The following is a 15,047-nucleotide window of genomic DNA, read 5'->3' on the forward strand; positions in this document are numbered from 1 at the left end:
GACTCGAGTACACGAGTCTTCAAGTCACAGTAACGCGAAGTCGACCGAAAACCAGCACGATGACCGGAAATCAGCGCTGTCCACCCTCCGGTGGTTGGCCGCCGCCTGGTCCGCCCGCCGGTGGGGCGGCGGCAGTGTTCGCCGACTTCTCGGCCACGCCGATCGTGATGGAGAGCGCCATCGCGGTGTCTGGGGTCCCGCTCACCGTGGCCAGTTCGGCGTCCCAGCCGTCCCCGAACACGTTGTCCGATTCGAGGGACACCTGGGCCAGGTTCGAGATACTGCGGGAATACCCGGAGTCGTAGTCGAATACCGTCGTGCACGCGTCCTGCGGAATGGCTATCTGCGAGGTCAAACGAGCGTTCTCACCTGCGACTGCTGCTTCGAGCGAGTCGAAGACCTCGAAGTGAATGTGCGGCCAGCGGCCCGCGTAGCAAGCCGGAAAGATCGAGGTGAAGGACACCGTGCCCGTTGCGTCCGCGACCTGGACTCCGCGCAGATAGTTCTGATCAGCAACCGACTCGCTGTAGAGCGAGTATTCGCCGTCCCGGTCGCAATGCCATAGATAAACCGCCATGCCCACGCCGGGCGAGCATTCGGCGGCGAGATCCTGCAGAGTCAGCTCGATCGTGGTCGGCACACCCTCCGCTGTTCCGGTGTACGACCCGAAACTGCTCGTGATGTCCTGACGGACGATGCCCGATTCGATCAGCACGTTCGGACCGTTGCTGCCGTCGCCGGGGTACGGCCCCGCTGTCTCCTGCGGTGCAGCCGCTGCACACGAGGCCGCGTCCGTCGTGGCCTCGGCGGCGGACGCCGTCGTCTCCGCTGCCGAAGTGCTCGTCGACGTGCCGGTGGCACATGCTGCCAGCGCGGAGGTCCCCGCGGCCGCACCGAAGAACATCAGTGCTTTGCGCCGCGAAACCAGCGTCTTCAAGTCGTATCCGAGCCCGCGATCGTGCTCGTGAACTTCGTGGTCGGTGTTGCGCGTCATCTTGACCTCCAGGGCGTCTGTTGCTGATGACACCATCTGAACAACCCAAACTTCCGCCAGCCTGGACGGTGGCTGTGTGTTCGCTGTCAGCGAGTGACGGGGTGCAACGACCCGCTGCGCGAACTCCGCGGCGTCAGGGCAGGCATCATTGCGGTATTCGCACGAGTTCGAAGACGAAAGGACCCTCGTGACAGAGAACGCCTCCACCCGTCGCGGCCGCGACACCCTGTTCGGAGCAGGTGGTCTCTGGATCGCCAAATGGTCGACCGTAATCCTCGTTGCAGCCGCAGCCCTGTGGGTCATCGGATGGATCGTCGGCGAACTGTGGGTCATCATCCTCCCCGTTCTGCTCGCGCTCATCGTGTGCACGGTGCTGTGGCCCTTCACTCGACTGTTGCGCCGCATCGGATTTCCACCCGCACTGGCCGCAGCGACGAGCTTGTTGGGCTTCCTCGGCGTACTCGCCGGCGTCATCGCCTTCATCGTGCCGTCAGTGATGAACCAGGCGCCTGAGCTGGCTGACAGAGCCTCCCAAGGCATCACGCAGGTGCAGGAGTGGTTCGAAGGCCCTCCGGTCAACCTCGATGACGCACAGATCGACAATGCGGTGCAGGCGCTCGCCGATCAACTTCAGGACAGCGGCGCGGTGATCGCGACCGGAGTGTTCTCGGGTGTCGCTACCGCGGGATCGTTGCTGGTCACTCTCGGCCTGGTGCTGGTACTGACGTTCTTCTTCGTCAAGGACGGCCCCCGCTTCCTGCCATGGATGCGCGGCCTCGCCGGCGGCAAAGCGGGCGGACACATCGCCGAAGTATTCAGTCGGATGTGGGACACACTCGGCGGGTTCATTCGCACCCAAGCCATCGTCAGCGCCATAGATGCCATCTTCATCGGCATCGGCCTGGTGATTCTGGGTGTGCCGCTGGCCCCGGTGTTGATGACCCTGACATTCCTCGGTGGCTTCATCCCGATCGTCGGAGCATTCGTCGCCGGAGCACTCGCCGTTCTCGTCGCGCTGGTGGCGAACGGCTTCACCACCGCCCTGATCGTGCTTGCCATCATCATCGTCGTACAGCAGATCGAAGGAAACGTGTTGCAGCCGGTGCTGCAGAGCAAATCCATGAACCTGCACGCGGCCGTGGTGTTGCTGTCCGTCACCGCCGGCGCCTCGATCTTCGGCATCATCGGAGCGTTTCTCGCCGTTCCGGCCGCAGCAGTCGCCGCCGTACTATTCCGCTACCTGAACGAGCAAATGGCACTGCGATCGGACGAGGACTCCGGTATCGACGACGACATCGCCGAGAAGGTGCGCGAGGATCTCGGTGCAGAGGAGCCCGCGAAGAGCGACAACTCGTAAGTCACCCCTCGCCACAGGGCTGCCGATCCGGCCGCAATGACCGAAACTCATGCGTGGACGGGGTGGTCGGCCCACCTCGGGAGTGGATCGGGATAGGTGATCCAGGCCGACGGCCCGGCCAGCAATTCGTCATCGGTAAGCAGCGCCGGGTCCAGCAGGGTGCGTGCGGCGTCCTCGCTGAGTCGGACTCCGATGAACACGATCTCCTGCCCCGGAGTGATGTCGGTATCGGCCCACTTCTGGGCTCCCTCGATCATCAGTGTCGGGCCGGCCTGCGACCAGACTGCAGCCTGGATCGGCCTGCTGGCGATCCAACAGAATCCCTTGCTGCGCAGCACTCCGCGTAGTCTTCCCAGCGCTTCGGACAAACGCAGCGGATGGAACGGTCGGTCGGACCGATAGACCATGCTGCGGATCCCGTACTCCTCGGTTTCGGGCGTATGGGTGCTCGTCAGCTCCTCTTCCCATCCGGACACACGGGCCGCGGCATCGGGGTCGTAGAGGCCGGTGTCGAGTATGCGTTTGATGCCGACCGATCCGTGATCGACGCGAACGATCTCGGCCCGGGGGTTGAGGCGGCGCAACGTCGCCTCGGTGGCCCCAGCTGCAGTGGCGCTGACCAGGTCGGTCTTGCTCAGCAGGATGACGTCCGCGAACTCGACCTGGTCGACCAGCAGATCCGAGATCGACCGCGAATCACCCTCTCCTGCTTCGAGCTCGCGGTCCGCCAACGATTCCCCCTTGGCGATCTCGCCGAGAAATGTGGAGGCGTCGACGACAGTGACCATCGTGTCGATCGATGCGACGCTACCCAGCGTGCAGCCGTCCTCGAATTCCCACTCGAACGTCGCCGCCACGGGCATCGGCTCGGAAATCCCGGTCGATTCGATAACGAGGTAGTCGAATCGTCCCTCAGCGGCGAGTCTGCCGACCGTCTCGATGAGGTCCTCACGCAGGGTGCAGCAGATACACCCGTTGGTCAGTTCGACGAGCTTCTCTTCGGTTCGACTCAGCTGGGCGTCGCCGGCAATCGATCCGTCGATGAGCCGGGCATCGATGTTGATCTCGCTCATGTCGTTGACGATGACAGCAACTCGCAAGCCGTCGCGGTTGGACAGGATGTGATTGAGCACCGTGGTTTTTCCCGCTCCGAGGAAACCGGACAGCACAGTGACCGGTAGCGGGCGGGTTGCAGCAATGGACATCCCTTAATGATAATCGTTTTCAATACGGCGTGTCCGCCCGGGCTCGCCGAAGGATCCACGGCCCATTGTTTGCTACCGTCTGTCATGAGCTTCACCAGGGACAACGTGCCCGCGCGACGCGTTGCCCAAGCGGTCGGGCTCGGCGGTATCGCGGTCGGGATCGTTGCCGTCGTATCCATCTTTCAATCCCGCCCGATCAACCTCTTGATCGCAGTTGCATCGTTCGTCCCGCTGCTCATTGCCGTGACCGCGGTCGGGTTGGTGGTCTCCCTGGTGTTCCGACGGTGGATGCTCGTCACCGCCTCCGCCGTGCTCCTCGCCGTCGTCTCGGCGGTCGTCGGACCGCTCTATGTGGCAGACGGACATGTGGCCGACGATGAGATCCCTCGCGGACAGACGCTGCGGATCATGCAGGCAAATCTGCTGTTCGGGCAAGCCGACCCCGGCAGTGTGGTGGCCACCGTGCGCGACAATGACGTCGATGCCCTGACGGTTCAGGAGCTGACCCACCCGCTCGCACAGGCGATGAACGATCTCGGCCTCGACGATCTACTGCCGTACCAATACCTCGTTCCCGATGACGCAGGCGGCGCCGGAGCGGGAATCTACAGCCGCTATCCACTGGCCGAGATGCGCGAGCTGAACGGATTCGGGCCCACCAATCTCGTAGCACGCGTCGACCTTCCGACATCGTTCGAGCTCGTCGCCGTCCATCCGGGGCCCGCGTACATCACTCCTCCCGACGTGTGGACTGCCGAGTTGGACACACTGCGAGTCGCCCTCGAAGATCTGGCCGCAACTCCAAGCCCGGTCGTGGTGAGCGGCGACTTCAACACCACCTACCTGCACCGGCAGTTCAGGGATCTACTCGACGCCGGGTACTCCGACGCCGCAGACCAACTGGGCACCGGCATCATCCCGACCTACCCGACCGACAAGGGTTTTCCTGCGGTCATCGGTATCGATCACGTGCTGACGCGGGGTGCGCACGCGCAGTCGCTGCAGCGGATCACCGTCGAAGGCTCCGATCATCACGGGTTGATCGTCGACGTGTCGTTCCCGTCCTGACGAAGCGTTCCCGTCCTGGCTGCTTGTTTGATCAGATGGTTCCGCTCGTCGAGGTTCGTGGCGGACCGCGCCGCCTCCGCGTACAGGCGTGCCGCAACATCGAGGTCACCCGCTTTCTCATGCAGGTAGGCCGATACCGCAGCGCGACGTGGTATGTCTGCGTCGACGAAGGCCAGAGCAGCCAGTCCCGCTGCGGGCCCGTCGGCTTCGCCGACCGCAACCGCCCGGTTGAGTTCCACCACCGGGCTCGAGGTGAGTGCGAGCAACTCGTCGTACCAACCGACGATCTGCACCCAATCGGTGTCCTCGACGCGTTGCGCGTCCGCATGCAGCGCAGCGATGGCAGCCTGTGCTTGGAACTCCCCGAGCCGATCACGGGCGAGCGCCCGCTGCAGGATATCGACGCCCTCGGTGATGAGCGAGGTATCCCACAGCGAGCGGTCCTGGAGCGCCAACGGAACGAGGCTGCCGTCGGAGCCGATTCGCGCGGGCCGACGAGCATGGTGCAGCAGCATCAATGCCAGCAACCCGTCCGATTCAGTGTCATGTGTGCGCGGCTCAGCGTCGTGTGTCCGCTGCGACGCGACCCGAACCATCTGGCGGCAGAGGCGTATCGCCTCTGCCGCCAGATCGACGTCGCCGGTGTAGCCCTCGTTGAAGATCAGGTACAGCACTCGCCGCACGGTAGGCAGATCGCCTGGTTCGTCGAAACGCACACCGCTGACAGTGCGTTTGGCGCGGCTGATGCGCTGCGCCATCGTTGCTTCCGGCACGAGGTATGCCTGGGCGATCTGCCAGGTTGTCAATCCGCCTACTGCCCGAAGAGTCAGAGCGACAGCGGAGTTCGGAGTCAATGAGGGGTGGGCGCACAGAAACAACAACTGCAGCGTGTCGTCGGCCGTCTCGGTGGGCCCGGGCGGTGGCTCGGCGTGCACTCGTTCCTCACGATCACGACGCGAGGATTCCGCGCGGTGCGCGTCGAGAAACTTGCGCCATGCCACCGTGACCATCCAGCTCTTCGGATCTTCGGGCATACCGACCGACCAGGTGAGGGAGGCCTGTATCAGCGCTTCCTGCACGGCATCCTCGGCGCACACGAAGTCGACACCCCGGCGGACAAGGACGCCGATCACCGCCGGAGTCAGCTCCCTCAGTTGCAGCGCGTCCATGAACGGCGCCCTCCCCGCCTACTCCGTGACCGTCGCCGGTGCGCTCAGAAACGGGCGGATCTCGAGCCATTCATGGATCGGCTCTCCGCCTGCCCCCGGTGCCGAAGACAGCTCGGCCGCCAGTTCGAGCGCGCGGTCGTAGCTGTCCACGTCGATGACCATCCAGCCCGCGATCAGATCCTTGGTCTCCGCGAACGGGCCGTCAGTGACGGGCGGTCGACCTGGGCCGTCGTACCGCACGAACGTCCCCTCCGGCGAAAGTGCCTGGCCGTCGACGAACTCGCCCGACCCCACCAGCTCGGTGGCGAAGTCGCTCATGAACTTCATGTGAGCGTCGACTTCCTGAGGGGTCCACTGGTCCATGGGGACGTCGTTCACCGCCGCCGGAGCGCCGCGGTAGTGCTTGAGAAGCAGGTACTTCGCCATCGTGGTTCTCCTACATTTCGTGCAGCCCGAGTGGCCGCATCCACCCCTGGGACGAAGCTCGAGTCGCGTTCTCGACATTCCCCGCTCATTGTTTCCGAGTCGATTCCGCGACACAATGCGGCGCAACGTACAAAGCGCAACCCGACGCGCTGGGCAGGGGTCCTCAGCCGAGGGCGCCTGCCAGCCGCGGTAGCTGTTCGAGGGCGTTGAGTCGTTCGATCCGATAACGCTGCTCGGTATCGAATACCTCGCCGAGGCCGGGCGCCGGGTCGTCTGTCGTAGCCGCTCGATAGACCAGCGAACTGAACGGCCAGTCCGTGCCGAACAGCATTTTCTCCACGGGCGCGACCTCGACCACGCTTCGCATCGCGGCGGGGCTGTCGGAAAGTGATGTGTCGTAGTGGAACGACGCCAGAGCGGTGTCGGAGGCGAAGACGGATACGTCCGGGGCCGCGGGGATTGCCGCTCGCGGCGCCCGCAGCCGCCCGGAGAGGAACGGCAGACAGCCACCAGCATGGGCCAGCGAGAACCGGATGTTCGGGTACCGGTCCAGGGTGCCCGAGGCCATGAGAACCGTAGCTGCCCTCGTCGTCTCGAACGGATACTCCTGGTAGAACGCCGGGAATGGTAGCTCCGGGCGATTGTCCGGAGCGACCTCGGCAGGATGGACGAACACGAACGCCGAGCGCGCATTCAACTCGGCCATCACCGGTTCGAATCTCGGATCACCCAGGTAGATGCCGGCGTAACTACTGAGAAGAACAATTCCGTCCATCGCCCGATCGTCCAGGGCGTACCGCAGCTCCGCTATCGAGGCGACGACATCGGGCAGCGGGAGCACCCCGAAGGCGCCGAAGCGAGTCGGCTCCGATTCGACGAGATCGGCCGCAAAATCGTTGCAATGCCTGGCCATGGCTGCAGCGTCTGCCCCGGAGAGAAAGGTGACTCCCGGATCCGAGATCGAGATAACCTGCGCTGCAATCGCATGAGCGTCCATGAACTCGATCGCCTCACCGACCGACCAGGACGGCAGTGGTACCAACGATTTTGCCGTATACCCGGTCGCGTTCAGTGCGTCGCGATACTGCGGAGGCAAGTAGTGCGCATGAAGGTCTACCCGAAATCTACTGTTCGGCAACGCAGCAGCTGTGGGCGGGGATGACAGACTGTGCGCCACCGCACCGGCCACCACGCCACCGGCCACCAACGCCCTCAGCGCTGATCTCCGAGACACCTCGTTCGACACCGATCACCCCAATGCAGTTTGTGAAGAAAGTAGTTCCGCCTGATCATGATTGCCTATGAAACCCTTGCGGCACAGTGTGAGCGTTCACAAATCGGCACACCCGGAGATGCGCGCCGCATTGACGACGGCGTCGAAAGCATCAGCAGCCAACACGACCACGCTGTCGAGATCGAGCTCAGGATCATCGATGTACTCGTCGGCAAGTCGGTCCAGAAAGCCTATCCAGCCACTGACAGCGACTCTGCCGCGAGCAGATCCGGGCTTGGCCAAGCCGGGGAGTTCAGTGACCTGATCCGCGGCGTTCGAACGGGCCTGCTGTACAGCGCGATTGATCTCGGGGGTGGCGAACACACCCTCGCGAATCACCCTGAGGTACGCCATTCGGTAGCGGTCCAGGAACTCGACGTGGCGCCGAACGAACCCTTCGAGCCGTTCACGCTCAGTCTTCTCTTCGGGCCGCGGACTCTGGTATGCGGCCAGCTCGTCCAGCATGTCCACCAACGCCGCCGCCACGAGGCCCTTTTTATCGGTGAAGTAGTAGAACAACAGGCCGTGGGCCACATCGGCCCGTCGAGCAACCGCCGCTGCACTGATGTCGGCGGAACCATCTTCGGTGAACATCTCGATGGCGGCGTCGATGAGCGCTTGCCTGCGATCGCGACGGGGGCTCGCGTCTCGACGTGGGCGCGAGGCACGGCGCGACCGAATGCCGGGCGGCCTCGACGGCCCGGACACAGGTTGCTCGTTCGTCGGCATCGCACACACGATAAACCACCCCGCCTTGACATTTCGGTCCTACATCGACTGGTTCGCTACTTGGCGCCGATACCGTAGGCCTTGGCCATGACGGATTCGATCACGTTGCGCGGCAGCAACCGTCGAGCGAGGAACACGACAGGCGCGTTGCTGCCGACAGCATAGAGCGAACGGGTCTTCTTGGACTCGACAGCCTTGACCACCGTCTCGGCAACCTTGGCCGCCGAAATCCCTTGCGACTCCTTGGCGTCGAGAGCGGCTATCGCAGAGGTGAACTCCTGCTGGTACGGCGAGTTGTCATTGATGTACTTGGTACGACGGCCAGACAGCCCGGTGGCGATCGATCCCGGTTCGACGGTGGTGATGTCGACGCCGAATTGGGCCAGTTCGTAACGCGCGGCGGTGGAGAAACCTCTGATGGCGGCCTTGGTCGCCACGTACGAAGACCGGTAGGCGAGCGGGAAGCTCGCGAGCATGGACCCGACATTGACGATCTTGCCGCTACGCTGCTCGCGCATACCCGGCAGCACCAGCTGAGTCAGTTCGATTGCGCCGAAGACATGGAGTTGAAACAACCGCTGCACAGCGTCGACGGGCAGCTCTTCGAGTGGTCCACACTGCGATTCACCCGCATTGTTGATCAGCACATCCACGTCCTTGCCACCGAGGCCGTCCACGAAGCGCTTGATCGAGTCCCGATCTGTCAGATCCAGATCACGGTAGTCGACGCCCTTCACCGGGTCGGTCACCGTGGAACTGTTTCGGCTGGTTCCGATCACCCGGTAGCCGCGCTTGACCAAAGCTGCTGCCACAGCATGGCCGATGCCCGATGACGCTCCGGTGACGATTGCTGTCTTCATATCTCTTGTCTCCTAGTCTCGCCGAAAACTTCGGTCCAGCTTCGTACTTTGCACACGTCAATGAACATGGACGCTGCGGAGAATCGGTGGAGCCAGCCTCGGTAGCTTCTGGCCGGACAAGGCCTCGCAGCTGGGCACTTTCGTGTGCAGTGCCGGCACCGAGCGACTCGTCGCCATCACGGTGCGATCCGGCCGGACAATCGCGGCGCAGACGCGGCCGCGGTGCAGCCATTGCCCGAGATCCGAGGACGCCGGCACTTCCAACACCACAGCGCCGCGTCGATGAACCTCGGTACGCTGTTCGGGCGTGAGCGGAGTGTTCGCGACGAACAGGAAACGGCCAGGGGCGAGTTCGTCGAGACGCTGAGCGCCGCCGATCACGCAGTTCGGACACTGTTGACCCGCAAGATCGTGGCGTGAGAGGTAATTGCGTTGTACGAAGGCCGAACGCGAGAGGCGCGGCGTGGCACTGTTGGTGACTCTCGCCCCCAGCACCGGCACGTAGCCGAGTAGCGGTGCGACCTGCTTGCGAATCACGTCGCTGATCGCGCCGCCGCCGGTCATGGCCCAACCGATCGCTATGGCAAGTTGGATCATGGACGTGACGTGCGGCTTTCGCTCCGACTCGTAGGTATCGAGGGCCTCGTCGGACGCAGCACCGCCGAGGGTGACCGCTAGCTTCCAGACGAGGTTCCTTGCATCGCGCAGTCCGGCGCCCATGCCCTGGCCGATGAACGGCGGGGTGAGGTGCGCGGCATCGCCGAGCAAGAAGATTCGTCGGTCCCGCCACCGATCCACAACCTGGGCACGGAAGGTGTACTCAGCATTTCGGATCAGCTTCAGATCCGGGTCGGACACCTCGCGCAGCCACGGTGCGACGAGCGGCTCGATCGCTTCGAGCTCGGTGAACATTTCCGCGGTTTCGTCCTCATGCAAACGAAATTCCCACCGATAGCGAGAGGGCCCGATCCGCATGTACGTGGCGGCTCGGTCGATATCGCAGACCTGATGAACGCCTTCCCACTGCCCCAGTTCGGCGTCGGTGGCGATGTCCACCACCAGCCACCGCTGCTCGAACCCCAGATCCTTCATTTTCGAACCGATGGACGAACGGACGACGCTGTTTGCCCCGTCGCACCCGAGCACGTAGTCCGCTGTGACGGCGCGGCGCTCGCCGGTGTCGACATCGATGTACGTAACGACAGCGTGATCGCGCATGTTCGCGACATCGACGACCTCGCAACCACCGCGCTCGTGCACGGTTGCGGAGGTCGACAATCTGGTTCTCATCAGACGTTCGAGGTCGGGTTGGTCGAACATGTTGGCCTGTGGAAACCCATGCGGCATGTGGTCGGGGTCACGCTCGAACTCGGCGAGAACACCGATGTTGCAGTCCACCAGCCGCAAGCCTCGGGTCGGCCTCGACTGCTGCGCGAAATCCTCGGCGAGCCCTAGGTCTCCGAGGATGCGATAGACCTCGTCATCGAGATGCACCGCTCGCGGCTGCGGGTAGACACCGTGCCAGCGATCGAGGACGAGACACTCGATTCCGTACTGTGCCAACAGTAGTGCAGAGGTCATTCCCGCCGGGCCGGAGCCGACGACAACCACAGGGTAGTGCTCGACAGTCACCTCGTCCTCCCAGATCGTCGGTCATCGCTGCACATCAGGCATACCGCACTGTCGTCCGCTGAATCCCGAGATCGAGTGCGCCATCGGGCGTGGACACCGAAAGCTCCACCACGTCGCCGTCCTTCAGATACAAGGGATTCGATGCCTGCTTCTTGAAGAAGACCTTCCACTTGACTGCCGGTGGCACCAGGGCGCCGATCATTTCGACCGGTTTCGCCGGGGCCTTGAGCGCGGTTCCGCCCGGGGTGCCGGTGAGCAGCAGGTCGCCCGCATCCATGCGCTGGAATCCGACGAGAGTTCGCAACGTTTCCAGCGGCCGATAGATCATGTCCGCGACAGTGCTGTCCTGGCGCACCTCCCCGTTGACGCGCAAAGTCAGGCCCAGATCGCTGAACCGGGCGAATTCCCCGGCCTCGAGCAGAAGCAGCACCGGTCCGACCGGGGTGAAGGTGGGGTACGACTTCCCCTCGTAGAACTGAGTCTTGGGGAGCTGCACGTCGCGAGCCGAGACATCGTTGGTGATGACGAGCCCGGCAATGTAGTCCGCGATATCGGAGCTGTTGATCTCCGTGCCCACCGCGAGCGTCTTGCCGAAGACGAGCCCGATCTCGATCTCGTAGTCCAGCAGCTTCACGTGCGCAGGCTTGACGATGTCGTCGGTGGGGCCGCTGATCGATCCGGAGGACTTGCGAAAGAACGTCAACGGGACGGTCTCCGGGTTCATCCCCGAGTCCTTGACGTGCGATACGAAGTTCGTCATCTGCGCGACGACCCGGCAGGGCGCGGTGACGGGGGAGATCAGTTGCAGAGTCTCCACCGGCACGGTGTCCGTGCCCTTCCGTGCCGCCTCGACCGAGGACCGGTCGGCGAGAAGTTCGGCGGTGGTGACCGCGTCGGTGTCGACCTTGACGGCACCTTCGGGGGTCTGGACCCACCACGCGTCGTCGGTACGGAGAACGGAAATGCTCATGAGGACGCTACTTTCAACAGGCCACGGAGGCGTTCGGTATCGAATTCGTTGTCTTGACGGAGCGAGGAAAGGATCGACCGGAATTCCTGCAGACCCTGACGGTTCGGCGTGATGCCCAGAAAGTCCTTGGTAGCCGGCGGGCCCCACTGAGCGAGGCCGGAGGCCGTCATCGGCGCCCACCCGGGCTCGAGCGAGGCGTCGAACATGTCACCGTCGCTGAAGTGCTCGACGAGGAAGCCATCGGGGTCGCGCCAGTAGTCGAAGATCTGGCTGCCCTGAATGTGGCGCCCGATCCCCCACGAGTGCCGATACCCGCGTTCGGTCAGGTACTCGCCACCGGCGGCGAGGGCGTCGAGATCACAGACCTGATACGCCGAGTGCACGTAGCGGTCGGACGGACCGAGCGTCATTGCGAGCGTGTGGTGATCCGTCGGCGTTTCGCCGCGATCGCAGCGGATGAAGCTCATCACCGGGCCACGTTCGCGCTGGCCGTCGTAGTAGAGGAAGTCACTGACGATGAGTCCGAGGTGTTCGAGGTACCAATTGAGGTTCTCGAGGTAACGCGTACGCGAGATGACCACGTGGCCCAGACGTTGCACCCGCGCAGGCTCGCGCGGCGGACGTTGCGTCGCGTTCACGCGCGTCAGCGGTTCGTCGAAGTTGAAGGTGTGCGCGCGCTGACCCGGAAGGGAAGGCAGTTGATTCATGCCCGCCACCACCCGAACCGGCTGACCACCCGGATCGTGCAGGGTGACCCCGATGCCGCCGATGCTCTCGGGTAGGCGTGATACGCGGTTGCCGGTCAGCTTTCCCAACACCAACACATCGGACTCGTCGGCGGCGAGGAACGCCGCGCCCACGAACCGGGTTCGATTCCCTTTGCGGATGATGACGCACGGGGCGCCGGTCTCCGTTCCCCGGAGATGAACTTCCTCCGTCGTGCGGTGCGGAACCGTGAATCCGAATGCCGTCGCAAACGCCTCGGCCTTCACCAGATCGGGTTTTTCGAACTCCAGCCATGCGATGTCGTGGACCTTGATGATCGGGTTCGATGCTCGACCTGGATGTTCCCCGGGTAGCGCACCTTGGTCGACGTGCATGCCGCTGTGTGCATCGACGCCGGTGTGTACTTCCACCATCTCGACTCCTCACTGTCTGACGATATCGTCACCTATGACCAGACCCTCAGTCAAGGCTTTTGAAGAATTCGTCAATATTGACGATAGGCTAGGATCGATCGGTCGATACCCGATGGCGAAGGTGCACCCCATATGACCGCAGGAGCGAGCCGGCTCGAACGCCGCAAAGCACGTACACGCGCGGCCTTGATCGCTGCTGGACAGCGGTTCATCGCCGACGGCAAGCTCACCGCGCCCATTCTGGAGATCACCCAGGCCGCCGACGTGGGGATGGGATCGTTCTACAACCACTTCGAGAGCAAGGAAGAACTCTTCGCTGCCGCCGTGGAGAGTGCGCTCGATTCCCTCGGAGATTTTCTCGACGCCCTCGGCGATGACGTCGGCGATCCCGCAGAGGTCTTCGCTCAGTCCTTCCGCATAGCCGGCCGCCTGTTTCGGCTGCAGCCCGAACTCAGTCGCGTACTAGTCAACTCCGGTTCCTCACTGATCAGCTCGGGGAAGGGCTTGGCGCCCCGCGCCGCACGAGACATCGCCGCCGCCTCGAAGGCCGGCAGATTCCGCGTCGAGGATCCCGATCTCGCGCTCGCCCTCGTCGCCGGATCCCTCCTCGGACTCGGCCAACTACTGCTCCAACAACCGGACCGCGACGACGCAGCCGCGGCGGACGCCATGACCGCCGGCATCCTCATCGCGCTCGGATTGCCCACGGACGAGGCACACGCACTGTGCAGTAGACCGCTTCCGTCGATAGCCGAGGTTCTGGCCGACATCGAGGACACCGCGAACCAACCACGGGCAACATCGAATCAGCGCACTCCACGAACCCGAGTCACCGAATAGGCGCCGAGCAAGGCGAAGAGAGCGGCGAGCGGAAAGATCAACACGTACTCGGAGGTCAAGACGACGACGGAACCCGCCAGCGCGGGCGCCAGAATCTGGGGCGCCACGGCCGCAACGTTCACCACGCCCAAGTCCTGCGCGTATGCGCTTTCTCGCGGCAGCACCTGAGTGACGAGCGCATTGTCTGTCGATTCGAAACAGCCGAAGGACAGCGCCATCACGACGATCATCGCGAGATAGCCGGCAACAGTCGGAAAGATCAGCGGGATGATGAAACCGGCGGCCATCGTGCCGGATGCAGCCACTACGAACGGCTTTCGTCGACCCACACGGTCGGACAGGATGCCCGACGGCACGGCGGCGAGAACGATGCACAGTGCGGCGATTCCGGATGACACGGCAACAAGGTCAACTGCATCGTCCCCGAGCCCGATGTAGTCCTGCAACAGGTACAGCGCATAACCCTGGACGGTGAAGAATCCGGCGTAGGTCAGCGAACGACTACCGATAGCCCACCAGAAATCTGGATGTTCCGAGGGCGATACGACAAAGGACCTCCATCCTCGATCGACCTTGTCGAGCACGACAGGTGCGCCCCGGTTGTCAGCGTCTCCAGCAACCAACAGACGCGAGAGCGCCATGATCACCGGAATGCTTCCGATCACGAGGTAGGCCACCACGGTGTTGTCCGACAGAACCGAGGCAAGGACGGTGCCGACGACCGATCCGAGCATGATGCCCATACCGAGACCGGCACTGTAGGTGCCACGGCGATCGATGGGAACTCGATCGGGCAACACTGCCGAGAGAGGCCCCTGGGCGGCACTGAGAACGAATTCCGACCCCACGTACAGCACTGCAAGTACGAGTAGCGACTGGCTGAAACCCATGGCCCACAACATCGGTGCCGCGATCACGGATGCGCCGACCACCCATGGTGTACGACTTCCGACTCTCGTTCTGGTCCGATCGGACAACCTTCCGGCAAGCGGCTGTGCCACCAGAGCTGCAATGGCACCGAAGATGGTGAACAGACTCAGGACCCCGGCCTTGTTCTGGTCTCCGGCCATGTCTGCGATCTGCAGCGCAAGGAGCACCCCCGGCACCGCGCCATAGACTACCGAGATCCCGAACTGAGAACTCGCGACGGAGATCAGCAGTCCGCGCGCCTGCGCGACGTCCGCTGGGCTGTGCGCACTCTCGCGCGGTGCAGTCTCGCGCGGAAGGCCCGATTCGGACGTTGTCAATGCCTTCTCCAAACGGTCGGCCAGCATTTTGGCTACACCGTATCCATATTAATTCACGCGGTCAAGGATGCGGCACGAGACGACGCGACCGACATCGGATTGATCACCTGAACCAGTTCAGGCCCGGCCACTGAGCCA

14 protein-coding genes are annotated in these 15,047 nt (G+C 63.5%); 3 read left to right on the forward strand and 11 right to left on the reverse strand.

The genetic code is table 11. The features are described 5' to 3' along the window. Positions 1–70 precede the first annotated feature (70 nt). The gene (locus KVY23_RS19255; RefSeq protein ID WP_230557847.1) at positions 71–994 is read right to left on the reverse strand and encodes a dioxygenase; all 924 of its coding nucleotides are present in this window, start codon (positions 992–994) and stop codon (positions 71–73) included. A 187-nt stretch (positions 995–1,181) separates the two neighbouring features. On the opposite strand from KVY23_RS19255, the gene KVY23_RS19260 reads away from it, so the two are divergent. Beyond that, positions 1,182–2,351, forward strand: coding sequence for an AI-2E family transporter (locus KVY23_RS19260; RefSeq protein WP_230557848.1), 1,170 nt, complete (start codon positions 1,182–1,184; stop codon positions 2,349–2,351). A gap of 47 nt (positions 2,352–2,398) precedes the next feature. Here KVY23_RS19260 and KVY23_RS19265 read toward each other — a convergent pair whose 3' ends face one another. Continuing rightward, a complete protein-coding gene (locus KVY23_RS19265; protein ID WP_230557907.1) occupies positions 2,399–3,550 on the reverse strand; it encodes a GTP-binding protein in 1,152 nt (383 codons plus the stop codon). 90 nt (positions 3,551–3,640) lie between these two features. Here KVY23_RS19265 and KVY23_RS19270 point away from each other — a divergent pair, with 90 nt between their 5' ends. Beyond that, entirely contained in the window at positions 3,641–4,624 is a 984-nt protein-coding gene (locus KVY23_RS19270; RefSeq protein ID WP_230557849.1) for an endonuclease/exonuclease/phosphatase family protein, read from the forward strand. Here the strand turns inward: KVY23_RS19270 and KVY23_RS19275 are convergent. The 8 genes from KVY23_RS19275 to KVY23_RS19310 form a co-directional block, all read right to left on the reverse strand. After that, complete coding sequence (locus KVY23_RS19275) at positions 4,588–5,793, reverse strand: RNA polymerase sigma factor (RefSeq protein ID WP_230557850.1); 1,206 nt, start codon at positions 5,791–5,793, stop codon at positions 4,588–4,590. The two genes, KVY23_RS19270 and KVY23_RS19275, sit on opposite strands and share 37 nt — an antisense overlap. Before the next feature lie 18 nt (positions 5,794–5,811). Further along, the gene (locus KVY23_RS19280; protein ID WP_230557851.1) at positions 5,812–6,219 is read right to left on the reverse strand and encodes a YciI family protein; all 408 of its coding nucleotides are present in this window, start codon (positions 6,217–6,219) and stop codon (positions 5,812–5,814) included. Between the two features lie 163 nt (positions 6,220–6,382). After that, on the reverse strand, positions 6,383–7,465 hold the full coding sequence (locus tag KVY23_RS19285) for an amidohydrolase family protein (protein WP_230557852.1): 1,083 nt from the start codon (positions 7,463–7,465) through the stop codon (positions 6,383–6,385). Between the two features lie 84 nt (positions 7,466–7,549). Beyond that, complete coding sequence (locus tag KVY23_RS19290) at positions 7,550–8,221, reverse strand: TetR/AcrR family transcriptional regulator (protein WP_230557853.1); 672 nt, start codon at positions 8,219–8,221, stop codon at positions 7,550–7,552. Between the two features lie 56 nt (positions 8,222–8,277). Continuing rightward, a complete protein-coding gene (locus KVY23_RS19295; protein ID WP_230557854.1) occupies positions 8,278–9,081 on the reverse strand; it encodes an SDR family oxidoreductase in 804 nt (267 codons plus the stop codon). A gap of 57 nt (positions 9,082–9,138) precedes the next feature. Continuing rightward, positions 9,139–10,713, reverse strand: coding sequence for a bifunctional 3-(3-hydroxy-phenyl)propionate/3-hydroxycinnamic acid hydroxylase (locus KVY23_RS19300; RefSeq protein WP_294638678.1), 1,575 nt, complete (start codon positions 10,711–10,713; stop codon positions 9,139–9,141). Between the two features lie 34 nt (positions 10,714–10,747). After that, positions 10,748–11,683, reverse strand: coding sequence for a fumarylacetoacetate hydrolase family protein (locus KVY23_RS19305; RefSeq protein ID WP_230557855.1), 936 nt, complete (start codon positions 11,681–11,683; stop codon positions 10,748–10,750). Next, positions 11,680–12,822, reverse strand: coding sequence for a VOC family protein (locus KVY23_RS19310; protein WP_230557856.1), 1,143 nt, complete (start codon positions 12,820–12,822; stop codon positions 11,680–11,682). Before KVY23_RS19310 ends, KVY23_RS19305 begins: the two co-directional genes overlap by 4 nt. 132 nt (positions 12,823–12,954) lie before the next feature. On the opposite strand from KVY23_RS19310, the gene KVY23_RS19315 reads away from it, so the two are divergent. Beyond that, on the forward strand, positions 12,955–13,662 hold the full coding sequence (locus KVY23_RS19315; protein WP_230557857.1) for a TetR/AcrR family transcriptional regulator: 708 nt from the start codon (positions 12,955–12,957) through the stop codon (positions 13,660–13,662). Here the strand turns inward: KVY23_RS19315 and KVY23_RS19320 are convergent. Then, on the reverse strand, positions 13,629–14,936 hold the full coding sequence (locus KVY23_RS19320; RefSeq protein ID WP_230557858.1) for an MFS transporter: 1,308 nt from the start codon (positions 14,934–14,936) through the stop codon (positions 13,629–13,631). The two genes, KVY23_RS19315 and KVY23_RS19320, sit on opposite strands and share 34 nt — an antisense overlap. Positions 14,937–15,047: the final 111 nt, after the last annotated feature.

The sequence above is a fragment of the Rhodococcus sp. I2R genome (assembly GCF_020889545.1).
Classification (GTDB): Bacteria; Actinomycetota; Actinomycetes; order Mycobacteriales; family Mycobacteriaceae; genus Rhodococcoides.